Annotated in this window: 24 protein-coding genes and 4 pseudogenes; 14 read left to right on the forward strand and 14 right to left on the reverse strand. The window is 48.5% G+C overall.

From position 1 onward, the window contains the following. Positions 1-21: 21 nt before the first annotated feature. Positions 22-768 carry an SDR family NAD(P)-dependent oxidoreductase gene (locus tag U0026_RS13585; RefSeq protein ID WP_062774809.1) on the reverse strand — a complete coding sequence of 249 codons (747 nt, stop codon included), beginning with the start codon at positions 766-768 and terminating at the stop codon, positions 22-24. Between the two features lie 102 nt (positions 769-870). Between U0026_RS13585 and U0026_RS13590 the strand changes: the two genes are divergently transcribed. Next, positions 871-1,770: a LysR family transcriptional regulator gene (locus U0026_RS13590; protein ID WP_062774811.1), complete on the forward strand. Its 900-nt coding sequence runs from the start codon at positions 871-873 to the stop codon at positions 1,768-1,770. 353 nt (positions 1,771-2,123) lie between these two features. Here the strand turns inward: U0026_RS13590 and U0026_RS22780 are convergent. The 7 genes and pseudogenes from U0026_RS22780 to U0026_RS13635 form a co-directional block, all read right to left on the reverse strand. Beyond that, positions 2,124-2,640 (reverse strand): annotated as a pseudogene (locus tag U0026_RS22780) (DinB/UmuC family translesion DNA polymerase); the annotation flags it as partial. A gap of 101 nt (positions 2,641-2,741) precedes the next feature. Further along, positions 2,742-3,641, reverse strand: coding sequence for a GGDEF domain-containing protein (locus tag U0026_RS13605; RefSeq protein WP_062774813.1), 900 nt, complete (start codon positions 3,639-3,641; stop codon positions 2,742-2,744). A gap of 463 nt (positions 3,642-4,104) precedes the next feature. Then, a pseudogene (locus tag U0026_RS22850) lies at positions 4,105-5,419 on the reverse strand (phage tail fiber protein). A gap of 214 nt (positions 5,420-5,633) precedes the next feature. Further along, complete coding sequence (locus U0026_RS13620) at positions 5,634-6,137, reverse strand: DUF6622 family protein (protein WP_062774817.1); 504 nt, start codon at positions 6,135-6,137, stop codon at positions 5,634-5,636. Positions 6,138-6,198: 61 nt separating this feature from the next. Next, positions 6,199-6,699: a helix-turn-helix domain-containing protein gene (locus U0026_RS13625; protein WP_307154006.1), complete on the reverse strand. Its 501-nt coding sequence runs from the start codon at positions 6,697-6,699 to the stop codon at positions 6,199-6,201. Positions 6,700-7,594: 895 nt separating this feature from the next. After that, on the reverse strand, positions 7,595-7,918 hold the full coding sequence (locus U0026_RS13630; RefSeq protein ID WP_062774823.1) for a hypothetical protein: 324 nt from the start codon (positions 7,916-7,918) through the stop codon (positions 7,595-7,597). Next, a pseudogene (locus U0026_RS13635) lies at positions 7,918-8,641 on the reverse strand (phage tail tip fiber protein); the annotation flags it as partial. The gene U0026_RS13630 and the pseudogene U0026_RS13635, both read right to left, overlap by 1 nt. Between U0026_RS13635 and U0026_RS13640 the strand changes: the two are divergent. Next, a pseudogene (locus U0026_RS13640) lies at positions 8,636-8,773 on the forward strand (integrase); the annotation flags it as partial. The pseudogenes U0026_RS13635 and U0026_RS13640 sit on opposite strands and share 6 nt — an antisense overlap. A gap of 100 nt (positions 8,774-8,873) precedes the next feature. Here the strand turns inward: U0026_RS13640 and icd are convergent. Beyond that, on the reverse strand, positions 8,874-10,124 hold the full coding sequence (icd, locus tag U0026_RS13645) for an NADP-dependent isocitrate dehydrogenase (RefSeq protein WP_062774826.1): 1,251 nt from the start codon (positions 10,122-10,124) through the stop codon (positions 8,874-8,876). A 214-nt stretch (positions 10,125-10,338) separates the two neighbouring features. On the opposite strand from icd, the gene rluE reads away from it, so the two are divergent. Beyond that, positions 10,339-10,986, forward strand: coding sequence for a 23S rRNA pseudouridine(2457) synthase RluE (gene rluE / locus U0026_RS13650; protein ID WP_062774828.1), 648 nt, complete (start codon positions 10,339-10,341; stop codon positions 10,984-10,986). A gap of 51 nt (positions 10,987-11,037) precedes the next feature. Here the strand turns inward: rluE and csgG are convergent, their stop codons facing one another. Genes csgG through csgD form a run of 4 tightly spaced genes read right to left on the reverse strand, consistent with a single transcriptional unit; the run spans position 11,038 to position 13,371 of the window. Then, positions 11,038-11,883, reverse strand: a complete 846-nt coding sequence (gene csgG / locus U0026_RS13655; RefSeq protein ID WP_062774829.1) for a curli production assembly/transport protein CsgG — start codon at positions 11,881-11,883, stop codon at positions 11,038-11,040. A gap of 19 nt (positions 11,884-11,902) precedes the next feature. Continuing rightward, the gene (csgF, locus tag U0026_RS13660; RefSeq protein ID WP_062774831.1) at positions 11,903-12,319 is read right to left on the reverse strand and encodes a curli production assembly/transport protein CsgF; all 417 of its coding nucleotides are present in this window, start codon (positions 12,317-12,319) and stop codon (positions 11,903-11,905) included. Positions 12,320-12,328: 9 nt separating this feature from the next. Beyond that, a complete protein-coding gene (gene csgE / locus U0026_RS13665) occupies positions 12,329-12,718 on the reverse strand; it encodes a curli production assembly/transport protein CsgE (RefSeq protein ID WP_062774833.1) in 390 nt (129 codons plus the stop codon). A 2-nt stretch (positions 12,719-12,720) separates the two neighbouring features. Next, positions 12,721-13,371: a biofilm master transcriptional regulator CsgD gene (gene csgD, locus U0026_RS13670; RefSeq protein WP_062774835.1), complete on the reverse strand. Its 651-nt coding sequence runs from the start codon at positions 13,369-13,371 to the stop codon at positions 12,721-12,723. Between the two features lie 652 nt (positions 13,372-14,023). Between csgD and U0026_RS13675 the strand changes: the two genes are divergently transcribed. The 11 genes from U0026_RS13675 (at position 14,024) to U0026_RS13725 (ending at position 24,394) form a co-directional block, all read left to right on the forward strand. Then, on the forward strand, positions 14,024-14,581 hold the full coding sequence (locus U0026_RS13675) for a hypothetical protein (protein WP_082806309.1): 558 nt from the start codon (positions 14,024-14,026) through the stop codon (positions 14,579-14,581). 43 nt (positions 14,582-14,624) lie between these two features. Then, positions 14,625-15,425, forward strand: a complete 801-nt coding sequence (locus U0026_RS13680) for a hypothetical protein (RefSeq protein WP_062774838.1) — start codon at positions 14,625-14,627, stop codon at positions 15,423-15,425. A 59-nt stretch (positions 15,426-15,484) separates the two neighbouring features. Next, on the forward strand, positions 15,485-15,814 hold the full coding sequence (csgC, locus tag U0026_RS13685; RefSeq protein ID WP_062774840.1) for a curli assembly chaperone CsgC: 330 nt from the start codon (positions 15,485-15,487) through the stop codon (positions 15,812-15,814). Between the two features lie 64 nt (positions 15,815-15,878). Further along, entirely contained in the window at positions 15,879-16,340 is a 462-nt protein-coding gene (locus U0026_RS13690; RefSeq protein WP_062774842.1) for an NUDIX domain-containing protein, read from the forward strand. A 53-nt stretch (positions 16,341-16,393) separates the two neighbouring features. After that, positions 16,394-17,503 (forward strand): tRNA 2-thiouridine(34) synthase MnmA, encoded by a 1,110-nt coding sequence (gene mnmA / locus U0026_RS13695; RefSeq protein WP_062774844.1) that lies wholly within the window; start codon positions 16,394-16,396, stop codon positions 17,501-17,503. Between the two features lie 91 nt (positions 17,504-17,594). Continuing rightward, complete coding sequence (gene hflD / locus U0026_RS13700) at positions 17,595-18,236, forward strand: high frequency lysogenization protein HflD (RefSeq protein ID WP_062774846.1); 642 nt, start codon at positions 17,595-17,597, stop codon at positions 18,234-18,236. A 3-nt stretch (positions 18,237-18,239) separates the two neighbouring features. Beyond that, a complete protein-coding gene (purB, locus tag U0026_RS13705; RefSeq protein ID WP_062774848.1) occupies positions 18,240-19,610 on the forward strand; it encodes an adenylosuccinate lyase in 1,371 nt (456 codons plus the stop codon). A gap of 124 nt (positions 19,611-19,734) precedes the next feature. Beyond that, the gene (phoP, locus tag U0026_RS13710) at positions 19,735-20,409 is read left to right on the forward strand and encodes a two-component system response regulator PhoP (RefSeq protein ID WP_062774850.1); all 675 of its coding nucleotides are present in this window, start codon (positions 19,735-19,737) and stop codon (positions 20,407-20,409) included. Next, positions 20,406-21,869: a two-component system sensor histidine kinase PhoQ gene (gene phoQ / locus U0026_RS13715; protein WP_062774852.1), complete on the forward strand. Its 1,464-nt coding sequence runs from the start codon at positions 20,406-20,408 to the stop codon at positions 21,867-21,869. The genes phoP and phoQ overlap by 4 nt, the downstream gene beginning before the upstream one ends. 77 nt (positions 21,870-21,946) lie before the next feature. Further along, a complete protein-coding gene (locus U0026_RS13720; protein WP_062774854.1) occupies positions 21,947-23,068 on the forward strand; it encodes a ribosomal protein uL16 3-hydroxylase in 1,122 nt (373 codons plus the stop codon). Between the two features lie 345 nt (positions 23,069-23,413). Continuing rightward, positions 23,414-24,394 (forward strand): IS110 family RNA-guided transposase, encoded by a 981-nt coding sequence (locus tag U0026_RS13725; RefSeq protein ID WP_062774862.1) that lies wholly within the window; start codon positions 23,414-23,416, stop codon positions 24,392-24,394. 292 nt (positions 24,395-24,686) lie between these two features. On the opposite strand, the gene pepT is transcribed toward U0026_RS13725, so the two are convergent. Next, positions 24,687-25,916, reverse strand: a complete 1,230-nt coding sequence (pepT, locus tag U0026_RS13730) for a peptidase T (RefSeq protein ID WP_062777851.1) — start codon at positions 25,914-25,916, stop codon at positions 24,687-24,689. Positions 25,917-25,994: the final 78 nt, after the last annotated feature.

A 25,994-nucleotide genomic window follows, 5' to 3' on the forward strand; every position in this document is an offset into this window, starting at 1 on the left:
ATTATACCTGTAGTTTGATGATTAAATACTGAAACCACCGTCCACGGCGATGTCGGAACCCGTGATGAAGCAAGTATCATCTGATGCCAGATAGGCCACTGCGGAGGCAATATCCTGCGGGATTCCGAAGCGCCCGAGCGGCACCAGTTGTGTGACACGATCCTTGTGGGCCTGTGCGGCATCGTCTGAAAGTTCGGTTTTATCATATATCGATGTTTCAACCGGCCCTACCGCAACTGAATTAACCCGTATTCCGTCCTTTGCCAGTTCTTTTGCCCAGACAAACGTCAGACTCCTGAGGGCTGCCTTACTGGCGCAGTAAACAGACATCCCTGGAAGCGGGCGGCTGGCAACGGCAGAAGATATGTTGATGATGCAGCCCTTGCTTGATTTCAGAAGTGGCAGTGCACGAGAGCTGAGATCTACTACTGCCCGCACGTTTATATTGAACACATCATCGAATTCAGTCAGGGTCTGATCGGTGAGCGCTGTTACAGGTGCCATGCCAGCATTATTGATGAGGATATCAAGGCGGCCAAAATCCTTGCTGATGAGCTCCATAATACGAACCACATCAGGTGATTTGCCTACGTCAGCCACAATCGTGGTGATATTATTATGTGCGGATGTGGCACCGGCCAGGCTTGAATCAGACCGACCTGTGACGATGACATCTGCCCCCTCCAGGGCAAGAGTTAAGGCGATGCTAAGGCCTATTCCGGCTCCGCCACCAGTAACCAGAGCAGTTTTTCCAGTGAAGCGACTCATGCAATGACTCTCTATTACAGGGTTGATGAGCCCAATATAGATAATATTGGAAAGGGCGAGTAGACTGCATGCGTCACCTAAACTATTAACCAGAAGTTAATAATGGACAACTCAACTTACGGTCAGCTCACTATCTTCCATGTCATCGCCCGCGAGGGGAGCATTTCTGCTGCAGCACGTAAACTGAGCGTGACGACACCTTCAATCAGTAAATCACTGAGGCTTCTTGAGGCTAAAACCGGAGTTCCGTTATTTACGCGCACCACACGGAGAATCAGTCTTACTGAAGCAGGAAAGAATCTGTTACTGAAAACAGAAGATGCGATCGCTACGTTAAATTTGGCGATGGAAGACATACAGAGTCTGGGTGAAGTTCCCTCCGGACCGGTACGGATCACGCTTTCTCGCTTTGCATATCAGCTCATCGTAAAACCCCGTCTTGCCGAATTCAATTTGGCCTATCCGGACATTCAACTGGAGTTATCCATTAACGACGGAGCGGTCAGTCTTGTTGAAGAGGGCTTCGATCTGGGGGTTCGTTTCGGGGATACGGTCAGTGAAGGAATGGTCGTAAAAAAAATTCATCCCTCATTCAAAATGGGCCTTTACGCTTCAGAAGCCTACATCAGACGATATGGCCTGCCTGAACAGCCTGGCGATCTCTCTGCCCATCGGCTCATCACCTACAGGTTTACCACTTCGAATCGTCTTTCACCCTTAGTACTTATTGAAGAAGGTCTGTCAATAACACCCGCGATCACGCCAGTGATGATTTGTAACGATATTGATGCCGTATGCGATGCAGTTAGGGCTGGAATAGGTATAGGCCGTATATTTGAACCCCTGCATGCTGGTATGGTCAATTCCCGGGATTTAAAACCCATACTGCATGAATACTGGCCCATGTATCCGGCTGTTTATATTTACTATACGCAGAACTCGCAACGAGTAAAACGAGTACAGGCAGTTATCGGCTTCTTTACCTGTGCTGTAAAAAACTGAGTAGGTATTTTATCGCCCAGCGATCAAATCTCGTCGGCTGAGTGAACGTGACATTCACTACTGAAGTGGTTTACTGAATTGGGCCGCCTGAATAGAGAGACAAAATGTCCGCTTCTGGCACATAGCTGCCCTCTTAACTCAGATAAAATTTCCGTTAGTTCTATGCTGCCGGGGGTTCAAATCCCCCCAGCTCCACCAATCATGATTGGACAGTGATAGGACATCACTTGCAACAACAGTAAGTTAGCAGTCTCAGCAGGACACCGACCAGACGGTGAGGAGACAATAAAGGATACGTTAAGGAGCCGTGGCTCCTGAGTGTCATGACGGCCCGCTGATGCGGGCTTTTTTGTTCACTTCACCTGCAATAAATCGCTGAATCTCGTCGTATAGCAGGGTGACAACATTTCCCTCTTCATCTGTCATGGCAGTCTGTATTCCCTGCCCTGCAAAATACAATATTCCCTTTCCGTCCTTGGCATTGAGGCGATCCAGAACTTCCATCAACTTTTAGCTATTTTTCTGTGGCGCGCAATCATCAAAAAGGTTTAGCTGCGCTACACCCTGACTATAGAAATCACCAAGCATTACTCCAGCCTTTTGATAACGATGCCCATCCTGTCATATGACGTCGAGACAGCGTACAGCCGCCGTTATGATATCCCTGCTATCTTGCGTTGGTGTCAGTAGCTTTACCGAAACGCAATTACCGTAATAACGTTCATTAAGCGCAAACGGCGACGTTTTGACGAACACTGAAATATGACGGCAGTATTGATGCTCGCCGCGAAGCTTTTCCGCTGCACGACTTGCATAGGAGCAAATCGCCTGCCTCATTGCCTCATACTCGGTAATATGGCTACCAAGACTTATTTTTCATTTGAGCTGCCTAATGTCTCCCTTCAATTCACTATAATATTAAAACAAATCTGTGAATAAATGGGATACAACCCCTTCATGAGGTTTTGAAATTAACTATAGGGACGAGGAGCATACATTATGCAATCTCTTCCCGCTTTCTTAGCTCGATAAAGTGCATCATCAGCTGCGGAGATGACATCAGAAGATGTGTCGTTATGCTGTTTTATGGCTACACCAATACTTAAAGTAACACTAAGACTTCCGTTGCATCCATTTGAAACTGAAGTTTTTATATTTCTAACAATTTCGTCAGCATTGGTTTCGTCGAAAATAACAATTGCAAATTCCTCACCACCAGATCTAGAGATAAAAATACTATCACTCATAATATTTTTCAACCTCAAACCTATGTTTTTCAAAATGTTATCTCCAACCTCATGACCGTACGTATCATTTATTTTCTTGAAGTAGTCAATATCGGCAATGCAAATTACTCCAGATCTATCTTCTATCTCTCTGAGTTTGACATTCAGATGTCGTCTATTTGGTAATCCCGTCAGTTCATCTGTTAATGACAAACGAACCGCGGAATTATAATTAACATTCACATATGATATGAATTTTTTAAAAGAGTAAATAATCATGAGCATGGCGGGAACATAAAGAAGAGATGCCAGTACAGATGCTGTATCCCTCTCAATCAAGTTTAGACCTCCGGCCATAGAAGCCAGAGAGGAATTCAGGAGCAGGAATAAACTAATCCTGAACACCAATAAGTGCGTATCTCTTGAATTAATATTAAATGACTTTCTAATAAACCATGCCATTACTATTACTGTACAAGAGTTTATGAAAAAATAAAAATTCAATTTTGATGTATCACCTACAGCCAAAAATAGACCAATAATAAGCATGGACATACAACAGGTGTAAATGATTACCATTCGATAAAGCAGACCGTCAGGTGATTCGACTTCATGAATGAGTTTGTCATGCATCTTAAAATTCATCACATAATCCTGAGTTGGTTTAGGACGCGATAATACCACGAGATTGATACCAATGGTACATTTGTTATATTTAAGATAATAATTTGGTTTATAAATTAGAGATTTAGATGCAGACTGCTATGATACACCTACCGTTGTTAAATTAATCTCCTGTTAGTAATTTAGTATTTTCAGCGGAAACTCTCTCCTCTGATAAAATCGTGTGAGAGAAGCACAAACAAAATTGATGCAACCAAATTCAGGTGATATCTGAAGAAACTTAATACTGGCGATTGATAGATAATTGATAATACGATTATCTTCTTCCCAAAGACATTGGGACTATTTCAAACCACGTTTCAACAACGGAATAAAAAACCGCAATTGGATAGGTTTGATTATTTCATTACTATACATCAAGTGCTTACCACCCTCTTCAATGACTTAGCCCCTTTTCCCCATGCAATATACTAACAAAATTACATCAGCAATTGTCATCAGTCTCTGAAGGCAATTGCTGTTCGGCCCTGCTCTCCAGCAAACTCAGGTTATAAACAGAGTCGGTAGGCATCTCAACGCGCACCGAGATAAATACATCATCCAGGATATCTACTGGCTCACCATTCAACACTATTTCAGTAAAGTTCCCGGCATCGTCTTTCGTACCAATCAGGTTGCGGGCAAACGTGGGTGCATCTGAGTGAGTCCGGTGATAGGTGCGAAGGATGATAGAACCATCGGAATCGATATCATAATCAACCCACACTCGCGGCTGGCCGTTGATATCTTTCGGCACCTCAACGCCACCACCATTACCGCCCCAGGAGCGGTCGGAGTTCATACCCAGAACGCCGCTTATACGATATACCCCGATATCCTCACGGGTAACTGTTACTCCGTCAGACTCAGCATTAGTTTGCGATGCGCCGCCACCATAAAACTGCACGATTGGTGAAGCACGCTTAATAAAACCGTTTGAGTCGACTGTTGTGTTCTTATCACTTAATAATGCACACCAAGGCCGATAGGCTGCTGTACCATAGCGAATACGCAAATAGGCGTTACAACTGGCCTCATCTCCAACGTATAACTGGACGTTTGTTTCACTACCAGCTGCATATCTCGCCACAAATAAAGCGCCCCATCCGTATGCTTTATTTATAGTGCTCCAGGCCGCCATAGGCCAGTTTACAATACCGTGCATATTTGTAGCTCCAACAGTATAACATTCACCCGCTGTTCCCAGCGTTCCCTGATAATCATCCATAGATGCCGCGGTAGACCAAACGGATGCGTTGTTCATCAACAAAGTTCCCAATCCTGCAGCAGCAGCTGTTTTGGTTGTTCCTCCCGCCCCCCTGATTTACAGGAACTGCACCGCCTGATTTGGTGTCCATGTTATCGGAAAGATATTTCCATGATGGTCCTGTGAAAGTTGAGCCATCAGGAAGTCTTACTGTAATAGTGCCAATGGCGGTGAAAACCACCTGCCAGTTTTGTTTATCATAGTTCAGCCCACGCAGCGCCTCCGCGCTCTGAGTAACGAGTGCTGCGGTAACGAGGTTCATCGCAATGCGCGGCATGGCATACCACGCAGCCCCTCACTGACTCAGGCCAGTGAAATTACTCACCAGCATTAGTGATGTATTGCTGTTAACGCTTTTCACCGGGAGCGAGTAAGGAATACCACCTACAGTAACAACGGCGAAATCACCAGCCGCCAGTTCGGTTGTGAACGCCGTGCCGGAACCGGTAACAGCGGCTGATTTATTGGTCAGGGTTAATGTTCCTGCTAACATAGTGACTCCAGAATTTAGGAAATAAAAAACCCCGCCAGAGCGAGGTTTGCTGTATCAAGGATTGAAATCAGTGGCGGGTTGTTCGGATAACGTTATTTTAATCTAACCATTGCCAGTTTGAGGGTTAACTAGTTTTGTATTGAATCTCCCCTGCTACATTCCTGACGTTGTAGATTTCAATGTTTTCCCTGGCCCCCTTTAAGGGTAATTATAGTTAATTATTGTTTCTGTACCAGGGTATGAAGAGTCTTAGGGTTCCCCCCCAGAATACGCCATCAATAAGCCCTGTAACATAGCCAAACAACATAGTAAAACCTGCGGATGAACTTAATACTGGATGCAGGTATAGGGTTGATGTAAGGATAAATTTAGCACAAAAAGCAATTACAATTAGCGCTAGGGTCAAGGGTGTCCCAGCCCTAATAATCATGCCTGGATTATCAGAATTTTTAAGCGGTGGCAGTGAGCGCCACAATGTGAATCCAAGAGCAGTTCCTGTTAAAAGTCCTATTGCCATCATTGTAAGGCTTATGCCAGTCAATTCAGTCTCAACGATAACACCATATGCTCCCCATACAAGAAAAAGTATCGGGAGAAAAAAAAGCCTCCCGATTTTCATTTCCCGGTCATAAAGAGCAGCAAAACCACGTCGAATTAAAAAAGCCAGTAGAATCCATACCCATACGGGTGTACCTCTGAGAAAGAGTTCTACATCCATAAATCATCTCAATTAAAATGTTAATTTTTTTCGTACAGGGATACAAATACAAAATCATTTCTCAGTTTTTTTTGTTTTCCGCTCTCTTATTTCCTGACCGAAGAAGTTTCTGCAATCTACGTTTTTGCCATACGACTATTTTCCCGCGCATAACGAAAACTCTTACTCCCCTAAATATGACGAGCCCTCCCCATATAACTGCTACTACAACGGACCAGTAACTTTGGGGTGTGAATAGATAGTTGATAATCATTAAAGCGGTGCATATCAAAATTGCAGTAACTAGAATCCTATAAAACCGGGTTTCCTGCTCTACCTGAATTTTGGCTTCGCATATACGTTCATCAAGAGCCTGGTTGGTAACATAAGTATGTTCCGAGAGTTCAGAAACATTTACCTCAAAGGCTGAAGCAATCGCACTGAGTGTTTCCAGACTCGGTTTCTGGCCTTTCTCAGTCCTCTGCACAGTCCTTACAGAAAGAGAGGCGACTTCAGCCAGTTGTTCCTGTGACCAGGCTTTTCTCAGACGGTATATTTTCACTTTTTCAGCGACAGTCATCATTTTTTCCGTTATCTGCAATGTCTGAGTAATCCTTGCATATCAGCTCGGCTGCCGTATATGACACCACCGTGACAGCAAGGCGACACAGCTGCGACATCACACCGGAACCCAGCATGTCACGTACATAGTTAAGGTTCAGAATATACATTTTTATCTGATGCTGACAATGAGAATTGGATTCGAATGAGAGAGAAAACATTAACTCCCCTGCTGTGAGGATAGATGCTTCATCCAACCTACGCCGCTAAGGTGCATGATCGAATGCTGGAAATTGTTCTGCCGAGATGGTGTTGTCTATTTGAAATCATTGTACTCCCGGTAGGAGGTATAACAATTGCAAATCCCTATAGTTAGTAATCTTATGACAATCACCTGCATCAGGATAATTAGAAAAATAGCGATTAAAAACAGAATAGATGATTAATCTACTAACTCGGTTACATCATACTGAACGTTTGAAATCGAGCGGTTAGTCGTACATATCAACGCGCGTAATGATTACATTGCCATGCCCATCGGTAAATCCTAAATTCTCGACCCCGGTTGGAGAGCCTCCATCACCATAGGCGATAACCCGTGAACCACTATTTTCCGCATGCACGATTGCCCGATAATTAGATTGCCATGGCCTCGCCCCCCTGAATGTATAATCCCTACAGCAATTCCCATATATTGAGGTATGCATGCCCATTTTCCAGAATAACAGGCGTTAGTCCCTATTCCATTGTCCGATGCGATGCCACTCCCCCCTACTCGCACGAGATCGGCCAGAGTCTTTGTTTCATTTTTCAGAATGCAGGTGCCGTTTTTGTTGCCAGTAATGTAAGCGGGATACTCTCAGGCGACACGCACACATCACCCGTATCCGTCGTCAACAGAACACCGTATGACATAATTATTTCTCTATTGTGATAATCAGAAATGCACGCCCGGCCTGAAAGGTATCGGCCGCATATTCAGTATCTCCTGCAGCGGATACTGTCAGAGTATTTCCTGAAACCTTCACACGCCTGCGCCCACTTCCCATCCCACCAGAAAGGGTGTCTGAGTTATTCAGTACATGATAGAAGTTAAGGCGCAGGCCGGAAGGCACAGGTATTGTCCATGTCCCTGACTTTTGCCCATCAGTCAGTAACTGGCTCCCATATACTGACACGGGCTTGATACCGTAGTTATTAGGATTGCCATTCGCATCCCAAGTCTGGACTCCCCAGGCCATCAGAATACCCCTGTTATTTTACCAATCTGAACACGCAGTACGTTGTTTCCGTCTTTAACACTCTGGGTAGTGTTGGTGATTTTCATAGCCCCATCACCAGAAGTGCCTCCATTAATTTCAAACGTTCCGTCTGCTTTCATGATGGTGCCCGTTTTCCCTGGAACATAATTCGATGAACGAAGTTCACCAATTTTCGCAAGGGTAATACTGGCATACTGAATAAACGCATCACTGATAAATACCTGCCCATTAACCACGGCAAAAGGTGAATATTGCGTGGTTCCGCTGCCGCTCATCAGGACAAACTGGTTAGCATTAAACCCAATGCGGGTAACTACTGGCTTTCCGGCCTCTGCCAGCACCGCAATCGACATCCCGGCGTTATACATTATCCCGTTGATGCGAACCCCGGTTTTAAGGGTGTAAATCGCTGAGGCTCCGGTGGCGTCAACGGCGGCGGTCAACTTATCTTCCAGCGCCGCAGTTACGCCATTAAACTGCGCCTGCACCTACGTGGACATTTCCGCCATGGCCTTATCCACATCAGCGATAGTTGTCTTCACCACTAGGATATCGGCGCGAACCTCACCTAACTGAGCAAACTGATGCTCGACAGTTTCCGTGGTTCGCCAGCGCGTTCTGCATAATGCCTTCAAGGTTCGTATCAATGTCGCTCGTCAGGCGGTCGCCATCTTCTGAATTCAGGAAGTCATCTGCAATATCCCTGAAAGGTTGTACAGAGATCAAGGCATAGACACTCAAAAATTGTTGGGTCATAAAACAAGTAAAATGACTGATAAGTACAACGATGATAGAGGTAAAAATTGGGTTGTTATTGATTCTAAAACAGGATGATCAGGGTAGTTTTTTGGGGAGAGTTTTGGGGAAAATTTTTAGCGCACCTAAAATAACGGGAACCTACTGGCTCCCGTTATTTTCTAACCCAGAATCTGGATTACATGTTTTTGATGATCGCGTCACCAAACTCTGAACATTTCAGCAGCTTAGCGCCTTCCATTAGACGTTCGAAGTCATAGGTCACGGTCTTCGCGGCGATTGCGCCTTCGGTGCCTTTGACAATCAGGTCAGCGGCTTCGAACCATTCCATATGGCGGAGCATCATCTCTGCGGACAGGATGATAGAACCTGGGTTCACTTTATCCTGACCTGCGTACTTAGGTGCCGTACCGTGGGTCGCTTCAAACAGTGCACATTCGTCACCGATGTTCGCGCCTGGGGCGATACCGATACCACCAACCTGAGCAGCCAGCGCATCAGAAATGTAGTCGCCATTGAGGTTCATACAGGCGATAACGTCGTACTCAGCAGGACGCAGCAGGATTTGCTGCAAGAACGCATCGGCGATCACATCTTTAATGATGATCTCTTTACCGGTGTTCGGGTTCTTAATTTTCTGCCATGGGCCGCCATCAATCAGCTCGCCACCGAATTCGTCGCGAATCAACTGGTAACCCCAGTCTTTGAACGCGCCTTCGGTGAACTTCATGATGTTGCCTTTGTGAACCAGAGTCAGAGAATCGCGGTCATTGGTGATGACATATTCGATTGCCGCACGTACCAGACGTTTGGTCCCTTCTTCTGAACACGGCTTGATGCCGATACCGCAATGCTCTGGGAAGCGAATTTTCTTCACGCCCATTTCATCACGTAGGAATTTGATCACTTTCTCAGCTTCAGCAGAGTCTGCTTTCCACTCGATGCCCGCATAGATATCTTCTGAGTTCTCACGGAAGATAACCATATCGGTCAGTTCTGGGTGTTTAACTGGGCTTGGGGTGCCCTGATAGTAACGAACCGGGCGCAGGCAAACATACAGATCCAGTTCCTGACGCAGTGCAACGTTCAGGGAACGGATACCGCCGCCAACTGGCGTGGTCAGAGGGCCTTTGATTGCAACGCGGTAATCGCGGATGAGATCCAGCGTTTCGGCTGGCAGCCAGACGTCCTGGCCGTAGAGTTGGGTAGATTTTTCCCCGGTGTAAATTTCCATCCAGGAAATTTTACGCTCGCCTTTGTAGGCTTTTTCAACAGCGGCATCAACCACTTTAAGCATTGCCGGAGTCACGTCAATGCCGATACCGTCGCCTTCAATAAATGGGATAATCGGATTGTGTGGCACGTTCAGCTTGCCGTCTTTCAGGGTGATTTTTTGACCTTCCGCCGGAACAACTACTTTGCTTTCCATTCACCTCTCCTTCGAGCGCTACTGGTGTGCTCGTCATCCTTTACGCCACAGGTTGTTGCCGCTACTACGCCCACTCCATAAGCCTGGAGATGCACTGTCTTACCGTCTTCCTGCAACACAAAGAGTTAGAGCATTTTTGTTAATGTTTTGTAATAAGCCTGTCAATACTACCTGATTGTTTGGCGCCATGAAAGACTCTCGTTATTAGGCTATAATGCGCGAATCTATAAAGCCTGAAAATACTATGATTAAGACTTCATTTAGAAAAAACCAGCTTGAGCGATTCAGCTCACGACAAGCAACCAAACAACGTAAAGATAACCAACCAAAACGCGTTATCTTGTTCAATAAACCCTATGATGTTTTGCCGCAATTTACTGATGAAGCGGGTCGAAGCACCCTAAAAGATTTTATTCCCGTACAGAATGTATACGCTGCCGGACGCCTTGACCGAGATAGCGAAGGTCTGTTGGTGTTAACAAATGACGGTGCGTTACAAGCCAGGCTCACTCAGCCAGGTAAGCGTACGGGAAAAATCTATTATGTGCAGGTTGAGGGGCAACCGACGGATGACGCGATGGAAGCACTTCGCCTCGGTGTAACGCTAAACGATGGTCCTACATTACCCGCCGGTATTGAGTGTGTTGATGAACCGGAATGGTTATGGCCGCGTAATCCACCGATTCGCGAGCGAAAAGCCATCCCAACCGCCTGGCTAAAAGTGACTTTATATGAGGGGCGAAACCGGCAAGTCAGAAGGATGACCGCGCATGTTGGCTATCCGACGCTACGGTTAATCCGTTACTCAATGGGGGATTACACGCTAGATAATCTGCCAAATGGACAATGGCGAGATGCCTGAACATCAACAGATGAGTGCGGAACATGCTCCGCACTCATCCGCCGCTGCGGGTTAAGAGATATCTGGGACAATGATGCTCTTATATTTTTCCAGTACCGGTGAGTTGACGTCGGAGGCGTTTTTAAGCTGCCACAGATTGCGCGAGATCCCATCGTTTACCAGGTAGATAACGCCGGTTTCAATAGCCGACATCAGGCACAGCATCACCGGTTCATTCACCGTGTAGCCAATTTCCCCTTCCAGCAGGCGCTGGTAATCAATGTAGCGGAATACCCCTGCCTGGAATTCATAAGAGAGAATCGTTTTGCTGGTATTAACCGAGGATAGCACTTCACCGGTGCTAACATTGACCACACGTAAGTTAACCGCAATCTGATCGAGTTGGTATTGCGTGCTGGCCCCGATACCAAAGTACCGCGCCCCTGCCCCACCGGATTTCACATTGCTCTCATAACCGATTATCGACCCTTCAATCAGAATATTCGCCGCGACAAGTGAAGGGAGCGGCCCACGGTTATTGTCCGAGACCGTGCCATTTTCCTGCGCGGCGCGGATAATTTTGCGTTCGTTAAGCAGATTTTGCAGACCCTGGCGTTCTAACGGCGTGAACCAGTTTGAATCTTTCAAAGCGGAAACCAACATAGCCGTGGCACTTTGCGGTACTGACGTTGAAAAGTTACTGGCAGGATAGGGCTTGAACTGCCCGGTTTCATCCTGAATGTTGTAGACCGAGACAAACAGTTTCCCCACCGGTGGTGGCAGATGCGTTAGATCCTGATAGCTCTGCGAACGCGGCAACAACGTTGGTTTTGCCGCTTCTTTGGGTGCAGAGGTAATGCAACCTGTCAGCATGAACAGGCTAATAAGAATAGCCACTACGCCAGTTATCTTTTTCATGTCAGTATCTCGCCACGCTTTAATTCGATGAAATACTACTGAGTCCATCCACCTGGATGGTCGACGATTTCCCTGTGGTGCGGTCAAGAATATTCATCATGAGCTGCCCATCAGTATTTTTGATATCCACAATAAAATCTTTGGTAACGAGACGCCCTGGTTTCCCGGTTGAGATATTCCCCATTAAGTTTCCAAGTAGTTGGGATTGAATAGCAGAGGTAAAGTTATCCAGCGCCGAGGGTGTCGAAGACGTACTATTCCAGTCATAAGCATCTGGGTCTTTATAGGAATTTTGCGCATTAGCCTGCGACAGTAAAAAAGAACCGTTATTGGGGTTGCCGCCAAAGTTAGGGTTAACAAACTGGAAGGTCATGTTCCCTGCCTGGGCAGCGGTAGACAACAAACTCATACCAAGAATCAAAGAAAGCACTTTCATCGTACACTCCTAGAATTCGTCGTGGGTTAAATCACCAGTATTTAATAACGCTTTGTTGATGGCTCTTTTTTGCAAAGATTCATACACTGAGGCCAAAGCGATATTCACTTGTTTATCGAAGTCCCTTTTATTGGGGTATAAAAAAGTCTGATACAATAAATCCTGATCAACCTTTATAATGATCCAACTACCCCAACGGGCGCTGGGACGTTCATTAATCGTAATTGAGCCAGGGTACTCTTCTTCCCAATGGTCAGTAAATTCACGATAGAAATCATGACCAATACGGGTAATCGTGTTATCCGTCACGAGTCCTGGCACTTCAATTTCAGCAGAAATACTGGTGTGCGAAACCAATAGCATCATGACTGAAACTATTATACAGAGGTGATGTTTCATATTTATCGCCTGAGGTTTTCGTTAGCCCAGGTAACGGCCTGCGTCCTGTTTTTTACTTCTATCTTTCTAAAAAGATTATATAAATGGGTTTTAACGGTGTTTTCGCTAATAAATAGCAAACGCGCTATTTCAACATTCGATGCACCAATCCTGAGTTTATTGAGAATATCTTTCTCTCTTTGCGTCAGGCCGCTGGTATCATCATGATAGCGGTAATTTCCAGACTGATTAATAAGATAGCTAGTAAGATCATGAGGGAAGTGGCAGCCACCTTTTAATACATTTCGAATCCCTTCGATTAATGTGTGCTCGTCAACCGAAAGGTTGAATACGGCACTAATATCAGTCCAAAGTTCTACTTCGCGGAAAGAGTAGTCTTCAGGAACATTAAACAGCAGAACCTTCACTTTACCATGAAGACGGCGTAGTTCATTTTGCCACTGCAGGGTTCTTTTCTTCTCAAACTCACTTAAATCAACCAATGCCAGTATGCGTTCGGATTCCACTGGCTCCAGCATTTTTTGAATATTCTGTATCTTAACGTTAATCGCGAGTGCATTTTTTAGTTGATGAACAAGCGCGGTCGCTTGTAACGAAGGCCTTGTTATTAACAGTAAAATATCATTATTTACCGGATCTTTATCTGTCGGCATTATGTAAACCCCATCCACTTGCTGCTGGGAATGCGGCCCCTTTCTGGCACATATTAATAATACATATCAGAAAGGGCTGCTGTTCTGTGTAGTTGCTGATTAATAAGTATGACAATAAGGGGAGCGAATCCTATTCAATAAGATTTCGACTTCCAAAGTGCTGCAATACTGTTCAATCTAGACTTTGATATTTTTAGCGCAAGGGTTATTTGTGTGTCAAAATGTAACAGAGTGATGTCATTTTATTACAGAGGGCGATGTATTTCTCTTTGTTTTATATCTACTTTTTATTTTTAAATTATGTATTACTCATTTTCGTATGTGCTTATGCCACCTACGAAATCCAGGTTATATCTCCCTTTCGTAGCAAAAAAACAACAAGCGTAAATTTTCCCTTCCAACCATGGAGTGATGGATAGTGGCCTGCAGGGTAGGTGTAAACTTTTCCAGTAAAAAATCTGCTGTAAAAATAATATCAACCAAAAATGAATCCTAATCCTTAACATTCAATGATCATCACCCGCTAAAACTCATACTTTTCCCCGAGTCCTAAATTCAAAATACATCATCTGGGTGAAAAACATCATCGCTCTGGGCAGACATACTCAATCCAGAAATCAGATTCATCCAATATTAACCTTGTAGTTATGGCATGGCTGATTTAACTCCTGACTTTAACCGCAGGTTAAATCAAGGTGAAATTATGAAACGTTGTTATTTATTAATAGCCATATTGGGATATTCATGTCTTGCTTCGGCAGGTAGTGATTTAGCCGGTTCTGAATTTTCAGTCCTGGATAGATTATCACGAGGCTACGATATGACCGCAATCACAGGTCAGCAGGGCAATAATAATATTGCCGCTATTAACCAGTCTGGGGGTCATAGCGTTGCTGCAATATCACAAAACGGCGAGCATAACTCGGCCTTATTAAATCAGAATGGATTTAATAACCGTGCAGCGCTTGCTCAATATGGCCGCGGCAATAACGCCTCGGTGAACCAGTCAGGAACGAACAACACGGTTTATCTCGTTCAGGCTGGTATCGCTAACGACGCGGATATTACGCAAACCGGTTTTGATAATACTGCGGTAGTTATTGATAAAGGTAGAAATAACCTCACGCAGATTAATCAAACGGGCACAAACCGCAACGCGGGAGTTGTGCAGAACTCAGCTGGCATGGCAATTCGTATTACCCAAAATTAGTGTTTTTACTGGTTATCAATCTCTAAACCTATGGGGTATCTTCATGAAAACGTGGAAAATTGTTATTTTGTCATCGTTGTTAACGTCTGGTGTAGCCCTGGCAACCGGAGGGGGCGGCGGTCACTCTCCTGGCGGTGGTGGCGGTTATCCTCCAGGTGGTGGAGGCGGTGGTTCTGGCGTCACGATCCCGCATCTACCAACCATTACAGCCAAAACCCCCGTCGTACCGCAGAGCGGAAGATGGGATGAGGTTATCCATGTTTATCAACCAGGCACAGGCAACGGTTCTTACGTCAACCAGAACAACTCATCGTTGTCTGTGATTGATGTACACCAGACAGGCAACTATGGCAGCTCAACGGTCACTCAGAATGCGACCAGAAGCTCCATTACGCTTGATCAAAGCGGCTGGGGTAACCAATCAAACGCAACGCAGAGCGGAACCACCAGCTCAATTGGCGTGACTCAGAGCGGGATCGGTAATGCATCCGGTGTCAATCAATCCGGCTCGGGTAATGCTGTAGTCGTCGCACAAAGCGGCAATTACAACACCTCAGGCGTAACACAATCCGGCACCAAGAACTCAACCAACGTATCTCAGAGTGGCGGTTCTAACCTTTCCAGCGTCAGTCAGGCAGGTTCAAACAACATTGTTGATGTCGCGCAATCCGATCTCGGCAACAAATCTTACGTTAATCAGCAATATGGGGATGGCTCAGCTATTCTGGTTTCCCAGGTTGGCGGCTTTAACTACAGCAGCGTAGAACAAGGCCATGACCGTGCTCTGGCCGTTGTTCAGCAAGGCTACGGCACCGGTAACAGCTCGACTATCGTCCAGCATTAATAGGTACAGCCGGATGAATTCTCATCCGGCTGATTTTCCTTCTCGCACGAGGAATAGCGATGCACCTTCTGCTTATTGCCGCGGCGCTTAGCAACCAGCTCTGGTTTGAAACCGAACAGCACGCAAGCACCCTTGTAGTCAGCCCGATGGCAACGCTTCTTGATGACTGCCACTGTCGGTTGACGATTAACGTCGTGCATCAAGGCCAATCCGGGCAGAGCAATAGTAGCCAGAGCGGCGAAATCATGATCAAAGGAAAGCAACCGCTGCAACTGGCCAGCATGACGCTGGATATCCCCCACGGCGAATGGACACAAATTACCGTGACGCTAAGTGACAGCAAAGGCATTATTTTGCAGCAGAGCTGGCAAACATCGACACCAGTTTGATTTCGCCCTCCTCTTCTTTATATCCTTATCATCTATTCATTTATTCACCTGATAAGGATGCCGCATGTTCAAACCCCATGTCACCGTCGCCTGCCTGGTTCACGCACAAGGCAAATTCCTGGTTGTTGAAGAGACCATTAACAATAAAGCACTGTGGAACCAGCCTGCGGGCCATCTGGAGGCTGATGAAACGCTTGTGCAAGCCGCTCGTCGTGAACTGTGGGAAGAGACCGGAATTCACGCAACGCCACAGCATTTTCTCCGACTCCATCAGTGGATTGCTCCAGACAAAACCCCTTTCCTGCGCTTTCTGTTTGTTATTGAGCTTAGCGAAATGTGCGCCACTGAGCCGCACGACAGCGATATAGACCGCTGCTTGTGGGTCACCGCTGAGGAAATTCTCAACGCGAAGAATCTGCGTTCTGCGCTGGTTGCCGAAAGCATTCGCAGCTATCAGCAAGATGCCCGTTACCCACTGTCGCTTATCGGCGAATTTAACTGGCCGTTTACAGAGGGTGTCAAGTAAAAGGCTGCGTGATAGAATATGCCGCCTTGAAGTCCAATGTCGTGAGTATTCCAATGTCAGAAAGCCAGAAAAAAGTGATCGTCGGCATGTCCGGCGGTGTTGATTCCTCCGTTTCCGCCTACTTGTTGCTGCAACAAGGCTATAAGGTAGAGGGCCTGTTCATGAAGAACTGGGAGGAAGACGATGGCGAGGAATACTGCACTGCTGCGGCCGATCTTGCTGATGCACAAGCGGTATGCGATAAGCTCGGTATTGAGCTGCATACGGTGAACTTCGCCGCTGAATACTGGGATAACGTGTTTGAGCTCTTCTTAGAAGAGTACAAAGCCGGCCGTACGCCGAACCCGGATATCCTGTGCAACAAAGAGATCAAATTTAAAGCCTTCCTTGAGTTTGCTGCCGAAGACCTCGGCGCCGATTATATCGCCACCGGGCACTATGTGCGTCGCGCCGATGTTAACGGTAAGAGCCAGCTCCTGCGTGGTCTCGACGGGAATAAAGATCAGAGTTATTTCCTTTATACGTTGGGTCACGATCAGGTCGCTCAAAGCCTGTTCCCGGTGGGTGAGCTTGAGAAGCCGCAGGTGCGTAAAATCGCCGAAGAGCTGGATCTCATCACCGCGAAGAAAAAAGACTCCACCGGTATCTGTTTTATCGGCGAGCGAAAATTCCGTGAATTCCTTGGCCGTTATCTGCCTGCACAGCCGGGCAAAATCATCACCGTTGACGGTGATGAAATCGGCACCCATCAGGGGTTGATGTACCACACTCTGGGTCAGCGCAAAGGTCTTGGCATCGGCGGTGTCAAAGAAGGAAGTGAAGATCCATGGTACGTGGTGGATAAAGATGTTGAGAACAACATTCTGGTTGTGGCTCAAGGTCACGATCACCCGCGCCTGATGTCGGTTGGGCTGATTGCTCAGCAGTTGCATTGGGTTGACCGCGTACCGGTGACCGGCACTTTCCGCTGCACCGTCAAAACCCGCTATCGCCAGACGGATATCCCTTGCACGGTGACCGCACTGGACGCAGAACGTATTGAGGTTCGCTTTGATGAACCTGTTGCCGCCGTAACCCCAGGGCAGTCCGCCGTATTCTATAACGGTGAAATTTGCCTGGGCGGCGGCGTCATTGAGCAGCGCTTGCCGCTGCCGGTAGCCTAACCATAATTAGCAACGTGACCCCGCCGCGGCGGAGGTTTAACGTAGCCTGTCAGACGTTGCGACGTTTGTCAGGCGCCAACAAGGAGTGAGCGTGGCGAAGAATTATTATGACATCACCCTGGCGCTGGCTGGCATCTGCCAGTCCGCCCGTCTGGTGCAGCAACTGGCCCATCAAGGCCACTGTGACAGCGACGCGTTACACGTTTCGCTAAACAGCGTTATCGATCTCAACCCAGACTCTGCGCTGGGCGTTTTCGGTGGCAGTGAAGCCAATCTTCGTCTCGGCCTTGAAACTTTGCTTGCCGTGTTGAATGCCAGCAGCCGTCAGGGTCTGAATGCTGAACTCACTCGCTACACGCTGAGTTTAATGGTGCTTCAACGTAAACTTGCCGCCGCCAAAGGGGCGATGGATACGCTCGGGAACCAAATTAATGGCTTACAGCGTCAGCTCGATCATTTTGATTTGCAGTCAGAAACGCTGCTCAGCGCCATGGCGGGAATTTACGTTGATGTAATTAGCCCGCTCGGCCCACGCATTCAGGTCACCGGCTCCCCGGCCGTGCTGCAAAGCCCACAGGTGCAAGCGAAAGTTCGCGCCTCGTTACTGGCAGGTATCCGCGCGGCGGTACTGTGGCACCAGGTGGGTGGTGGTCGTCTGCAGCTGATGTTCTCTCGTAATCGCCTGACCACTCAGGCAAAACAAATTCTTGCTCATTTAACCCCGGAGTTATGATCTATGGAATTATCCTCACTGACCGCCGTTTCCCCTGTCGATGGACGCTACGGCGATAAAGTCAGCGCGCTGCGCGGGATTTTCAGCGAATATGGTTTGCTGAAATTCCGTGTACAAGTCGAAGTACGCTGGCTGCAAAAGCTGGCCGCACACGCAGCCGTCAAGGAAGTTCCTGCTTTTGCTGCCGACGCAAACGGTTACCTTGATAGCATCGTGGCTAACTTCAATGAAGAAGATGCTGCCCGAATCAAAACTATCGAGCGCACCACTAACCACGATGTGAAGGCTGTTGAGTATTTCCTGAAAGAAAAAGTCGCATCAGTGCCAGAGCTGCACGCCGTGTCCGAGTTTATCCACTTCGCCTGTACTTCAGAGGACATCAATAACTTGTCCCACGCGCTGATGCTGAAAACCGCTCGCGAGGAAGTGGTACTGCCATACTGGCGTAAAGTTATCGATGCGATTAAAGATTTGGCAGTGCAGTATCGCGATATCCCACTGCTCTCCCGTACCCATGGTCAACCGGCTACGCCGTCAACCATCGGTAAAGAGATGGCAAACGTCGCCTACCGTATGGAACGCCAGTTCCGTCAGTTAGAGCAGGTTGAAATTCTGGGTAAAATCAACGGTGCGGTCGGTAACTATAACGCCCACATCGCCGCTTACCCGGATGTTGACTGGCACCAGTTCAGCGAAGAATTCGTCACCTCTTTGGGCATTCAGTGGAACCCGTACACCACGCAGATCGAGCCGCACGATTATATCGCCGAACTGTTTGACTGCATCGCCCGCTTCAACACCATTCTTATCGACTTCGATCGCGATGTCTGGGGTTATGTTGCACTGAACCACTTCAAACAGAAAACCATTGCCGGTGAAATTGGTTCTTCCACCATGCCGCATAAAGTTAACCCAATCGACTTCGAAAACTCCGAAGGCAACCTGGGACTGTCCAACGCACTTCTGCAGCATCTGGCCAGCAAACTGCCGGTTTCCCGCTGGCAGCGCGACCTGACCGATTCTACCGTCTTGCGTAACCTGGGTGTAGGTATCGGCTATGCGTTGATCGCTTATCAGTCCACCCTGAAAGGTGTGAGTAAACTGGAAGTGAACCGCGATCGTCTACTGGATGAGCTGGACCATAACTGGGAAGTTCTGGCTGAGCCGATTCAAACCGTGATGCGTCGATACGGCATTGAGAAGCCATACGAAAAACTCAAAGAACTGACCCGTGGCAAGCGCGTTGACGCTGAAGGGATGAAGCAGTTTATCGATGGTCTGGCGCTGCCAGAAGACGAGAAAACCCGTCTTAAAGCCATGACGCCAGCTAACTATATTGGTCGTGCTATCACTATGGTTGATGAGTTGAAATAACCTGCACTTCCCCCTCCTTCGTCCTGAAGGAGGGGAAACTCCCGGCAATTTAATTAATGTTTATCTCCACAAAGCCATAATCGGCGTTAATATATTCATGTTATTAATCAAATGGAGATACAGTATGCGCGTACTCGTCGTAGAGGATAACGCTCTGTTACGTCATCACCTGAAAGTACAGCTCCAGGATATGGGCCATCAGGTAGATGCCGCAGAAGATGCGAAGGAAGCGGATTATTACCTCGGAGAACACGTTCCCGATATCGCTATCGTTGACTTAGGCCTGCCGGATGAAGACGGCTCATCGCTGATTCGTCGCTGGCGTAGCCATGATATTTCACTGCCTATTCTCGTGCTTACCGCACGGGAAGGCTGGCAGGATAAAGTCGAAGTGCTGAGCGCAGGCGCCGACGACTACGTCACCAAACCATTCCATATTGAAGAAGTTTCTGCGCGAATGCAGGCACTGATGCGCCGTAATAGCGGACACGCCTCGCAAATTATCTCCTTACCGCCATTCCAGGTTGACCTCTCACGCCGCGAGCTTTCCATTAATGACGAGGTGATAAAACTCACCGCGTTTGAATACACCATTATGGAAACATTGATTCGTAACAACGGTAAAGTTGTCAGTAAAGATGCGCTGATGTTGCAGTTGTACCCTGATGCCGAATTACGCGAAAGCCATACTATTGATGTTCTGATGGGGCGATTGCGTAAAAAAATTCAGGCTCAATATCCTCACGACGTGATCATTACCGTGCGTGGCCAGGGTTATTTATTTGAATTGCGCGCATGAAAAATCTTCGTCGGCATATTTTTCCGCTGTCGCTGCGGGTGCGTTTTCTGTTGGCGACAGCCGCCGTGGTTATCGTCCTGTCCCTCTCCTACGGGATGGTGGCGCTGGTCGGGTATAGCGTTAGCTTCGATAAAACGACATTTCGCCTGCTGCGCGGCGAAAGTAACCTCTTCTATACCTTATCAAAATGGGAAAACAATAAGCTTAGCGTTGAAATTCCCGACAACCTGAGCATGCAAAGCCCGACGGTGGCGCTGATTTATGACGCTCAAGGTAAGCTGTTATGGCAGCAAAAAGATCTGCCCTGGCTCGTTAAGCGCATCAGCCCAGACTGGCTTAAAGGCAACGGTTTTTATGAAATCGAGGCCGACGTTGACTCGACCAGTTCGCTATTGGAAACCGATCATGAGATCCAAAAAGAGCTCACGGAAATGCGTAACCAGGGCGATGATTCAGAGATGACACATTCGGTCGCCGTCAACAGTTATCCAGCTACCCGTCTGATGCCCGCCATGGTCATTGTGGTCGTCGATACCATCCCCATTGAGCTCAAACGTTCCTATATGGTCTGGAACTGGTTCTCTTATGTGCTGGTCGCCAATCTATTGCTCGTCATCCCGCTGCTTTGGGTCGCCGCGCACTGGAGTCTTCGCCCCATCGCCGCGCTCACGCGTGAGGTGCGGGAGTTGGAGGAACATCATCGCGAGCATTTGAATCCAGAGACAACGCGCGAACTGACGAGCCTGGTACGTAACCTGAATCGGTTGCTCAAAAGTGAACGTGAACGCTACGACAAATACCGGACGACGCTGACCGATCTGACACACAGCCTTAAAACGCCGTTGGCGGTTTTACAAAGTTCACTGCGCTCGCTGCGTAGCGAACAAATTACCGTTAGCGAGGCCGAGCCGGTGATGCTTGAGCAGATTAGTCGTATCTCGCAGCAGATTGGCTACTATCTGCACCGCGCCAGTATGCGCACTGATAGCACATTACTGAGCCGTGAATTGCATCCGGTAGCCCCGCTGCTGGACAGTCTGATCTCCGCGCTCAACAAGGTCTATCAGCTTAAAGGGGTCAATATCACGCTGGATATCTCACCAGAGATCGTTTTCGTCGGCGAGAAAAACGATTTTATGGAAGTCATGGGCAATCTTCTGGACAACGCTTGTAAGTATTGTCTTGAATTTGTGGAGGTTTCCGCCCGCCAGAATGGCAATGACCTGCATATCATCGTCGAAGATGACGGCCCCGGGATTCCGCAGGGTAAGCGCGATATCGTCTTTGATAGGGGCCAGCGCATCGATACGCTGCGTCCAGGTCAAGGCGTAGGGCTTGCCGTCGTGCGCGATATCGTTGAGCAGTACGACGGACGAATTGTTACCCATGATAGCCTGCTCGGCGGGGCAAAAATGGAGGTTATCTTTAGTCACCAGGATCTGGATGGTCACGAAGGGTAAATAGTGTTGCCGCAGCAGGGTAGTTTTGTGAATAAGAAGGTATAATCCGGTCATACACCTGCTGCGGAAATATTAATATGGAATATCACTTAACGCTGAACTGGCCCGATTTTATGGCGCGCTACTGGCAAAAACGTCCGGTCGTGCTAAAACGCGGGTTTGCCAACTTTATTGACCCGATTTCACCGGATGAACTGGCCGGTCTGGCGATGGAAAATGAGGTGGATAGCCGACTGGTGAGCCACCTTGACGGGGCATGGCAGGTCAAACATGGCCCATTTGAAAGTTACGACCATCTGGGCGAAAGCAACTGGTCGCTGCTGGTTCAGGCCGTGGACCATTGGCACGAACCTTCCAGCGCGCTGATGCGCCCCTTCCGCTCCCTGCCCGACTGGCGTCTGGACGATCTGATGATCTCCTTCTCTGTTCCCGGTGGCGGCGTAGGCCCGCATCTTGATCAGTATGACGTCTTTATTATTCAGGGCACCGGTCGTCGTCGCTGGCGTGTCGGTGAGAAGACCGCGCTCAAGCAGCACTGTCCACATCCCGACTTGTTACAGGTCGCCCCGTTCGAAGCCATCATCGACGAAGAGATGGAACCCGGCGATATCCTCTATATCCCACCAGGTTTCCCGCACGAAGGCTATGCGCTGGAAAACTCGCTGAACTATTCTGTCGGTTTCCGTTCACCGAATAGCCGCGAATTGATTAGCGGTTTCGCTGACTATGTGTTGCAGCGAGATCTGGGAAACCAGCACTATAGTGACCCGGATGTCCCGTCGCGTGATCATCCAGCGGATTTGCTGCCTGAAGAGGTGGAGCGTCTGCGGGGGATGATGCTGGAGTTAATTGGGCAACCGGAGCATTTCCAGCAGTGGTTGGGCGAGTTTATCAGTCAATCTCGACATGAGCTGGATATAGCGCCACCAGAGCCACCGTATCAGCCTGATGAAATTTACGATGCGCTGCAACAAGGTGACATGCTGCAACGCCTTGGCGGCCTGCGAGTGATTCGTATCGGTGATGATTTCTTTGTCAACGGCGAGAAAGTTGACTCTCCGCACCGTCAGGCGCTCGATGCGATGGCGGGAAGCATCATGTTAGAAAGCCAGCACTTTGGTGAAGCTCTTGACGATCCGTCGTTCCTGGCGATGTTGGCGGCACTGGTGAACAGTGGGTACTGGTTCTTCGCTGAGTAAACATCGAGGTTTCCCGGCGGCGCTGCGCTTGGCCGGGCTACAAATATGCACAATGTAGCCCGGCCACGCTCGCGGCGCTGGTGAACAGCGGGTATTGGTTCTTCGCCGAATAAACATCGAGGTTTCCCGGCGGCGCTGCGCTTGGCCGGGCTTGTATGATGACTCCATCAGAAAGAACCGGCCAGTTCTCTCTGATGGCAGTCCGGATGCCGTGGCCGGGCTTAGGCTTTTGCGCCTGTTCCGTGGATCTTTGCACCGGACTGCCGTTCTTTCTTATGTGACAAACCGGACAGTATCATGGACCGGCTTTCACCGGTAACCCGCATTCGCAAGGTTGGTTTCACTATGGAAAATGAACTCTACTTCATCGGCATTGATGTTGCCAAAGCTAAGCTCGATGTTGATATCCTGCGCCCCGATGGCCGACATCGCGGTAAAAAATTCGACAATACGTCCCCCGGGCATGAAGAACTTGTCCGCTGGCTTCGCAGCCATGATGTGAACCATGCTCATGTCTGCATGGAGTCCACCAGTACCTACATGGAAAATGCTGCCGCGTATCTGAGTGATGCCGGCTTCACCGTCTCCATTATCAACCCCGCCCTGAGTGCCGCCTTTGCCCGTAGTGAAGGGTTGCGCAGTAAAACCGACAAAGTCGATGCCCGTATGCTGGCGCATTTCTGCCGGGAGAAACGCCCGTCGGCATGGGAGGCTCCGCACCCGACAGAGCGGGCGCTGAAAGCGCTGGTATTACGGCATCAGGCGCTGACAGAGATGCAGACGCAGGAGAAAAACCGTCAGGAAACCGCCCCTGAGGTCCAGCTGGCAAGCATTGATGTGCTCCAGGAATGCCTGAGCGCTGAACTGAAGCGTATCGAAAAACAGATAAAAGAGCTGACGGATAATGACCCGGATATGAAGCAAAGGCGGAAGCTGCTGAACAGTATCCCGGGCATCGGTGAGAAAACGGCGGCGGTTCTGCTGGCGTACACGGGGCTGAAGCTGAAGTTCGACACGGCGAGACAGTTCGCCGCGTATGCCGGGCTGACGCTGAAACAGCATGAATCGGGGAGCAGCGTGATGCGGACGAGCCGGATGAGTAAAGCGGGTCCGGTTCAGTTGCGCAGAGCATTATATATGCCCGCGATGTCAGCGCTGTATCACACGACGTGGGGAAAAGCGTTCGGAAAGAGACTGGAAGGTAATGGAAAGCGCCCGAAAGTGATAATAGGGGCGATGATGCGCAAGCTGGCGCAGGTGGCGTATGGCGTGTTGAAGTCAGGGAAGCCGTTCGATGCGTCACAACATGGAATAGCGGTAGCGTAGGGAGGTAATGGCCCCGGGAAGAAAAAGACAGCACCAGAAGGTGCTGTCTTAGGTGTGCCTGTCATCCGGCCACTGGAAAGAATAACGGTAAGTAAAAATGGTTGCCGATGCTCACAGTATCTACAAATATGCACAATGTGGCCCGGCGATGCTTACGGTGCTGGTGAGCTGTGGGTATTGGTTCTTCGCCGAGTAAACATCGAGGTTTCCCGGCGGCGCTGCGCTTGGCCGGGCTACAAATATGCACAATGTAGCCCGGCCAAGCGCAGCGCCGCCGGGGTTATATCTGATCTTACCGCTCTCGTTTCGCCGTCAATTCGGCAATTCGCACAATCACCTGCACCGCCTTCTCCATTCCTTCCAGGGTCACAAACTCGTGCTTGCCGTGGTAGTTATAGCCGCCAGTGAAAATGTTCGGGCATGGCAGTCCCATAAATGACAACTGCGCACCATCGGTGCCGCCGCGAATCGGCTTCAGCTCAGGTTCGATATGACAGTCACGCATCGCCTGCTGGGCGATATCCAGAATATAAGGATGATCGGCCACCTTTTCCCGCATGTTGTAGTAGCTGTCTTCAATAATCAGCTCAATATAACAATCCGGGTGTAGCCCCTTGCCGACCTTCTTGGCGATTTCCATCATTTTGCGCTTACGCGCTTCAAACTGCTTACGGTCAAAATCACGCACGATGTAGTGCATTTCTGCACGATCCACCGAGCCTTTCATGCTGGTCAGATGATAAAAACCTTCATAACCTTCGGTTTTTTCCGGACTTTCATCTGCAGGCACTTCCGCATGAATACGCGCGGCCAGCGATAGCGCATTGACCATCACTCCTTTCGCCGTACCAGGGTGTACGTTATTGCCGACAATCTTGATAGTGACGGAAGCGGCGTTGAAGTTTTCATATTCCAGCTCGCCCACGCCACCACCGTCGATGGTGTAGGCCCACTGCGCGTTAAAGGCAGCAACATCAAAATGTTTCGCGCCCTTACCGACCTCTTCATCCGGCGTAAAGGCCACTCGAATATCACCATGCGGCACATCTTTTTCTTTCATCACCGCCAGTGCGGTCATGATTTCAGCAATCCCCGCTTTGTCATCGGCACCCAACAGCGTTTTGCCGTCGGTGGTGATTAGCGTCTGACCGAGCAGTTGATGCAATACCGGGAACATGACCGGTGACAGCACTTCGTCGCCAATACCCAGCGCAATATCGCCACCGCGGTAGTTTTCAACAATTTGTGGGTTGACGTTTTTACCGCTGAAATCAGGCGCGGTATCCACATGGGAAATAAATCCAATCGCCGGGATATCGCCGCTGACGTTGGCAGGCAATGTACCCATCAACGTACCCTTCTCGCTCAGAGTCACGTTGACCAGTCCCATTGTTTCTAACTGTTCTTTGAGCAGGTTCAACAGCTTCCATTGTCCCTCGGTACTCGGTACCTGGCGCACACCAGACTTCGATTGCGTGTCCAGAGAAACGTACTGCAAAAAACGTTCGAGCAATTTATCCATGTAGCCACCCTCTCTTTTTGTGACAACATTATCAATAAGCGAGAAAAGACAAATATTGCGTCAGGTCACTTTTAGCCC

Origin of the sequence: Kluyvera intermedia, from assembly GCF_034424175.1 — a bacterium.
GTDB lineage: Bacteria > Pseudomonadota > Gammaproteobacteria > Enterobacterales > Enterobacteriaceae > Kluyvera > Kluyvera intermedia.

Bases quoted from the DNA above. Each gene is read 5' to 3' on its own strand.
- U0026_RS13605 (WP_062774813.1), bottom strand. From the start codon at position 3,641: ATGAATTTTAAGATGCATGACAAACTCATTCATGAAGTCGAATCACCT.
- U0026_RS13680 (WP_062774838.1), top strand. From the start codon at position 14,625: ATGAAAACGTGGAAAATTGTTATTTTGTCATCGTTGTTAACGTCTGGT.
- U0026_RS13690 (WP_062774842.1), top strand. From the start codon at position 15,879: ATGTTCAAACCCCATGTCACCGTCGCCTGCCTGGTTCACGCACAAGGC.
- phoP (WP_062774850.1), top strand. From the start codon at position 19,735: ATGCGCGTACTCGTCGTAGAGGATAACGCTCTGTTACGTCATCACCTG.
- csgG (WP_062774829.1), bottom strand. From the start codon at position 11,883: ATGAAAAAGATAACTGGCGTAGTGGCTATTCTTATTAGCCTGTTCATG.
- U0026_RS13720 (WP_062774854.1), top strand. From the start codon at position 21,947: ATGGAATATCACTTAACGCTGAACTGGCCCGATTTTATGGCGCGCTAC.
- U0026_RS13630 (WP_062774823.1), bottom strand. From the start codon at position 7,918: ATGGCCTGGGGAGTCCAGACTTGGGATGCGAATGGCAATCCTAATAAC.
- phoQ (WP_062774852.1), top strand. From the start codon at position 20,406: ATGAAAAATCTTCGTCGGCATATTTTTCCGCTGTCGCTGCGGGTGCGT.
- U0026_RS13590 (WP_062774811.1), top strand. From the start codon at position 871: ATGGACAACTCAACTTACGGTCAGCTCACTATCTTCCATGTCATCGCC.
- csgC (WP_062774840.1), top strand. From the start codon at position 15,485: ATGCACCTTCTGCTTATTGCCGCGGCGCTTAGCAACCAGCTCTGGTTT.
- U0026_RS13625 (WP_307154006.1), bottom strand. From the start codon at position 6,699: ATGATGACTGTCGCTGAAAAAGTGAAAATATACCGTCTGAGAAAAGCC.
- csgD (WP_062774835.1), bottom strand. From the start codon at position 13,371: ATGCCGACAGATAAAGATCCGGTAAATAATGATATTTTACTGTTAATA.
- rluE (WP_062774828.1), top strand. From the start codon at position 10,339: ATGCGCGAATCTATAAAGCCTGAAAATACTATGATTAAGACTTCATTT.
- pepT (WP_062777851.1), bottom strand. From the start codon at position 25,916: ATGGATAAATTGCTCGAACGTTTTTTGCAGTACGTTTCTCTGGACACG.
- purB (WP_062774848.1), top strand. From the start codon at position 18,240: ATGGAATTATCCTCACTGACCGCCGTTTCCCCTGTCGATGGACGCTAC.
- mnmA (WP_062774844.1), top strand. From the start codon at position 16,394: ATGTCAGAAAGCCAGAAAAAAGTGATCGTCGGCATGTCCGGCGGTGTT.
- U0026_RS13620 (WP_062774817.1), bottom strand. From the start codon at position 6,137: ATGGATGTAGAACTCTTTCTCAGAGGTACACCCGTATGGGTATGGATT.
- U0026_RS13725 (WP_062774862.1), top strand. From the start codon at position 23,414: ATGGAAAATGAACTCTACTTCATCGGCATTGATGTTGCCAAAGCTAAG.
- icd (WP_062774826.1), bottom strand. From the start codon at position 10,124: ATGGAAAGCAAAGTAGTTGTTCCGGCGGAAGGTCAAAAAATCACCCTG.
- U0026_RS13585 (WP_062774809.1), bottom strand. From the start codon at position 768: ATGAGTCGCTTCACTGGAAAAACTGCTCTGGTTACTGGTGGCGGAGCC.
- U0026_RS13675 (WP_082806309.1), top strand. From the start codon at position 14,024: ATGGCTGATTTAACTCCTGACTTTAACCGCAGGTTAAATCAAGGTGAA.
- csgF (WP_062774831.1), bottom strand. From the start codon at position 12,319: ATGAAAGTGCTTTCTTTGATTCTTGGTATGAGTTTGTTGTCTACCGCT.
- csgE (WP_062774833.1), bottom strand. From the start codon at position 12,718: ATGAAACATCACCTCTGTATAATAGTTTCAGTCATGATGCTATTGGTT.